General features: G+C 67.8%; 4 protein-coding genes and 1 pseudogene. 2 read left to right on the top strand and 3 right to left on the bottom strand.

Going from position 1 to position 4,605, the window contains the following annotated elements:
• Positions 1 to 1,131, bottom strand: a 1,131-nt coding sequence (locus W930_RS0100025; RefSeq protein WP_235195466.1) for a lysylphosphatidylglycerol synthase domain-containing protein, incomplete at its 3' end; no start/stop codon positions are given.
• A gap of 456 nt (positions 1,132 to 1,587) precedes the next feature.
• Here W930_RS0100025 and W930_RS0100020 point away from each other — a divergent pair.
• Positions 1,588 to 2,862 (top strand): serine hydrolase, encoded by a 1,275-nt coding sequence (locus tag W930_RS0100020; RefSeq protein ID WP_023872538.1) that lies wholly within the window; start codon positions 1,588 to 1,590, stop codon positions 2,860 to 2,862.
• Here W930_RS0100020 and W930_RS25345 read toward each other — a convergent pair.
• Positions 2,834 to 3,187: a GIY-YIG nuclease family protein gene (locus W930_RS25345; RefSeq protein WP_023598486.1), complete on the bottom strand. Its 354-nt coding sequence runs from the start codon at positions 3,185 to 3,187 to the stop codon at positions 2,834 to 2,836. The genes W930_RS0100020 and W930_RS25345 overlap by 29 nt on opposite strands.
• Positions 3,184 to 3,996 carry a helix-turn-helix domain-containing protein gene (locus tag W930_RS0100010; protein ID WP_023598485.1) on the bottom strand — a complete coding sequence of 271 codons (813 nt, stop codon included), beginning with the start codon at positions 3,994 to 3,996 and terminating at the stop codon, positions 3,184 to 3,186. The genes W930_RS25345 and W930_RS0100010 overlap by 4 nt, the downstream gene beginning before the upstream one ends.
• A 265-nt stretch (positions 3,997 to 4,261) precedes the next feature.
• Here W930_RS0100010 and W930_RS25340 point away from each other — a divergent pair.
• Positions 4,262 to 4,605, top strand: a pseudogene (locus W930_RS25340) (SLC13 family permease); the annotation flags it as partial.

Here is a 4,605-nt window from a genome sequence, read left to right as displayed (position 1 = left end):
GCGGCCGATCGGCGCGGCCGGCCCCTGTCGGAGTTCGAATCCGGCGAGCAGGCATGCCGCGAGCATGAGCGGCAGCAGGTAATAGATGCCCCGATAGAGCACCAGCGCGCCCGCCACCTGACTGATCGGCGCATGGCCGTTCGTCGCGAGCAGAATCACGGCCTCGAACACCCCCACGCCGCCGGGGACGTGGCTGAGCACCCCCAGGGCCATGGCAATCGCGTAGAAGACGACGAAGGTCGGCAGATCGACCACACCCGCGGGCAGCAGGCACCACAATGCGGCGGCGGCCATGCCCAGGTCGGCGGCGGAGATCAATAACTGGCGCAACGCCAGACGCAGCGGCGGCAGCGGAATGGGCCAGCGGCCGAACAGCGAGACGGTGCGATGGCGCGCGCACATCGCGAGAAACGCGGCGGACCCGGCAAGCAGCAGCACGGCGACCAGTTGCAACAACCCTGCGGGAATCGGCACCAGCGCCGACACACGCGACGCGCCCCACAGCATGCCGAGCGAGCCGAACACCGTCATGCCCAGCCCGAACGCGCCCGCGTTGAATGCCACCGCCTGCGCCACCTTCGAGGTGTCGATCCCGGCGGCCGCGTACATGCGCATGCGCACCGTGCCGCCGGTCAGCACGCCCAGGCCCACGGAGTTCCCCAGGGCGTAGGCGATGAACGAAGTCAGCACCACCGTCGAGCGCCGCACCGTCGCCCCGGCGAAGCGCAAGCCGGAGATGTCGTAACCGGTGAGCGCGGCATAACTCGCCAGCGTTGCCAGCATGGCGAGCACCAGGCGCGTCACAGGGGTGTTGTGGATGGCGGCGACGATGTCGTCGTAATGCACGTGCCGCAACATGTGGTGCAGTGCGTCGAAGACGAACAGGCCGAGCAGCGCCACGCCGGCCACGATCAGCCACGGCCGGACGGTACTCCATGGAACGCGCCGCAACCAGCGCAGCTGGGCGGGCAATGCAAGCCAGGTGGCCTCTACGGCCCCCGGCGCGGGGGCAAGCGGTTCGGATACGCCGTCGACGGCAACGCCGGCGGCACCGGCGGCGCCCATCGCCTGGACCTCGGTGGAAGGCGCTTCGGCGGGCCGGCTCGGGCGCGCGTGGGAGGGTTCAGTCATCTATCGGTGGATCCTGCGGCCGGTACGGCGTCTGCTTCGGGACGCCGCCCCCGGGGTGGCTGTCTGGACGATAGCTTACACCGCGATGCGTGTCAGGTCTTGTTCCAGTGCCGCCGACACCATCGTCCGCCCTGCCGACAGGCCTCGTCGCGACTGCGGCGGCGACCGATCCCTCGGGATTCGAGGGAATCGCCACGGCGCAATGCACGCGTCCGCCGCCGCGCGACCCGCGTCACACGGTCCCGCGCCGGGCCGATTGCGCGAGGCTATGGAAGTTTATGTTTGATATATGCAACTTAATGTAAAATGCGAGGCTTTTGTTAGCCAGTTAGACGAAGTTTTCCTAAACTTCGAATGCCGACAACGCCGCGAAGCGGCACGTGCGCACACCGAACCATTCCGACTCCGAAGAGAGTCGATTCGCGGTTCGAAGTATCGTGCGCGGGGGGTGAAATAATGTACGTCGAACGGCACAGCCGTCCGGCAGGGGCACGTTTGACCACGTGGCGGACATGGCGCGAGAACACGCATGCCGCGCTGCGCGCTATGGGACTGTCCGCCGCGTCCATACGCGGGGGCGTCCTGCGTGTCCTGCTGAGCGCCGTCTTCCTGTCGAGCGCGACACCGGCGCTTGCGCAAGGCGCCTCGTCCGCGCCGGCGGCGAGTCAGAACAGTGTGGTCGTGGCGCTGCCGGCCTCCGGCCCGGCCAAGCCCATCCGACCGGCGGTGCCGATCGGGCAGTCGACCCTCGCGCAGGGCGTCGCGCAACTCAAGGAGCGCTTCAACCTGTCGCATGTGTGGTTGCGCACCGAGTCGGATACCGGCGTCGCGCTCGAAGCCGCCACGGCGGATGACGACGTCGGTGCTCTCCTGCCGGTCGCCAGCCTGTCCAAGTCGGTCACGGCCATCGGCATCGCCCTGCTCGTCCAGGAGGGCAAGCTCTCGCTCGATGCGAAGCTCGGCGATCTGCTCGACGCCTATTCGAAACAGCACGGCAAGCCGCTCGATCCGTCGCTGCGCGAGCTCACGGTGCGTCGCCTGCTCGCGCATCGGGCCGGCCTGCCGACTAATGGCTTCAACGATCCCGTCAACGGTCTGTTCAGCGGACTGGCAATTCGGCGCGTGGGTGGCAGCGCCGACTTTTTCAAGTATCTCGACGCCGGCGAAGCCGGTCACTCCACGGGCAAGTCCGACTTCGTCTACTCCAACGTCTCATACCTGTTGCTCGGCATGGTGATCGAAGCCGTCTCCGGGCAAGCGTACAAGGACTTCTGCGAAACACGCATCTTCGGGCCACTGGGCATTACCGACGCGCAGTTGCCCGACAACTGGCGTCTGCTCGCGCCGTTCGCGGGATGGCAAATGTCGACGGGAGCCCTGCTCAAGGTGTGGCGCGTGTTCGACATACGTCGCCCGAGCCTGCTCACGGAGCAGACGTTGCGCACGTTGCTGCTCGACAGGCAGTCCGGGCCGGTGAACGCCGACCGCGACGTGTATTACACGCTCGGCGTGTTCCTGCTGCCTCGCGCCGGAGAACGCAGCTATCGCATCAGTCACGACGGCATCGCCGACTTCTTCCGCACACAGGCGACGTATTACACGGTGGTCGAGAAGAACGTGCCCGGGGACAGTTGGGCGCTCGTGGTGTCGCCGATTCCCTCACGCGGTCAGTTCGGAGCGCTCCAGCGCGAGGTGCGCCGCATCATTCGGCAGGCGCGCCTGGTGCCGTAAGGTCGGCAGGCGCGCTGGCCGGGGAATCGACTTCCCCACCGAAGTCGCACGTGTAAGTGCCGGCGATCAGCCCGCGCTTTTGCGACGCGCTCAATTGTTTCACGCGGTGCTCCGCGCGCGAGGCCGCCGACCGATCGGCGAACGTCAACGACATGAGAATGCGCGAGGGCGGATACGCGCGGGTAAAGCGCGCGCCCTTGCCGGACACATGCGCCGCATAGCGCGCATCGACGTCGACGGTAATGCCGGTGTAGATGCGTCCGCCGGCGCATTCCAGCAGGTAGAGAAACCAGGGCTTCGGCGCCCCGGGTGCGGCCTCGCTCATAGCTTCGCGCGCTCCACCCGCGTAAAGTCGCGCGGCGAGACCCCCAGCGCCCGGCGGAACATCGCGGAGAACGCCGCGGGGTTCGCATAGCCCAGACGCGATGCGACCGTTGCCACGGGCACGCCGCGCGACATCCAGTCGACCGCGCGCGCGATGCGCACCCGCTGGCGCCATACACCGAAACTCGTGCCCAGTTCCGTGCTGAAAAGGCGCGCGAGGGTACGCTCCGACGCCCCAACGTCTTCGGCCCATTGGGCGAGCGAACGATCATCCTCCGGGCGCTCCATCAGCCCCTGGCACAACGGTCGAAGGCGCCGGTCGTCCGGCATGCGCAGGTCGAGCGACGCCGTGGGCGCCACCCGCAATTCTTCGAGCAACAGCGATGTGACGAGTCCGTGCCGAGGGTCGTCCGACGCCATCCCCCCGGCCATGGCTGCCGCCAGATCGCGCAGCAAAGGGGAGACGTCGAGCACGAGGCACCGCTCGGCAGGCAACGGCGAGACTTCCGACATCATGTACACCGCGTAAAACTGCGCCTCGCCCAGCACGGCGACTTCGTGCGACATGCCGGCCGGCACCCATGCCGCGCGAAAGACGGGCACGATCAGGCTGGTCTCGCCGGCCGTGATGCGCAGGCCGCCGCGCTGAGGACAGATCAATTGCCCCCATTCGTGGCGATGCGGCTCGATGAGCGCGTCGGGCGGCGGCGTGCGCAGGTGTGCGACGACGGGCGTCACGGCGCTCGGCGCCGTACGGGGCATGGGCACGAAGTTGGGGCGCGCGACAGGCGCCGTCGCGGTGCGTGGCATGTTCGCGATGGTATTTGTCCTGATGCAGAATCGGTCAACGGCTAGAGTGGGACGTCGGCTGCCACCCGAATCATCGAGTGACATTCCCGGCCGGCACTTATTGTAGTCCGGCCGCATTCCGACGACGCACCACGCCACGGAACGACGTTGCGCGCAAAGCCCGTATCATCGGCAGTGCGTCGGCAGTGCCGACACTTGACACTCGCAGCGCGCGCCCGACGCCCTCACGGCGCGCCATTGGCCCATCATCACAACGACAAGCGCCATGACCGACTCCACCCCACCGGCCTCGCCCGATTCGCTGCCGCAGGCGTCCCACGCGGCGCAAACGCTGCGCCGCGAGCGCCTGCGCGCCCGCCTGCGCGCGCTCGCCGGTTACGCCGTCTACGCCCTGCTCGCGCTCGCGCTGTGGGCGGCAAGCCACGGCAGCACGACGCTGGGCCTGTCCCCAACGGCGTCGCAAGCCGCGGTACTGGTACTTTTCACGATCGGCGCATGGGCTTTCGGACTGTTCCCGGAACCGATCACCACGCTGACGTTTTTCCTGCTCGCCGTGCTGCTGCATGTCGCCAAGCCGGAAGTCATCTTCGCGGGGTTTCACTCGGCGGC

The sequence above is a fragment of the Pandoraea sp. E26 genome (assembly GCF_000681415.1).
In the GTDB taxonomy this organism is placed as follows: Bacteria; Pseudomonadota; Gammaproteobacteria; order Burkholderiales; family Burkholderiaceae; genus Pandoraea; species Pandoraea pnomenusa.
This window is presented reverse-complemented; position numbering and strand designations above follow the sequence as displayed.

Bases quoted from the DNA above. Each gene is read 5' to 3' on its own strand.
- W930_RS0100020 (WP_023872538.1), top strand. From the start codon at position 1,588: ATGTACGTCGAACGGCACAGCCGTCCGGCAGGGGCACGTTTGACCACG.
- W930_RS25345 (WP_023598486.1), bottom strand. From the start codon at position 3,187: ATGAGCGAGGCCGCACCCGGGGCGCCGAAGCCCTGGTTTCTCTACCTG.
- W930_RS0100010 (WP_023598485.1), bottom strand. From the start codon at position 3,996: ATGCCACGCACCGCGACGGCGCCTGTCGCGCGCCCCAACTTCGTGCCC.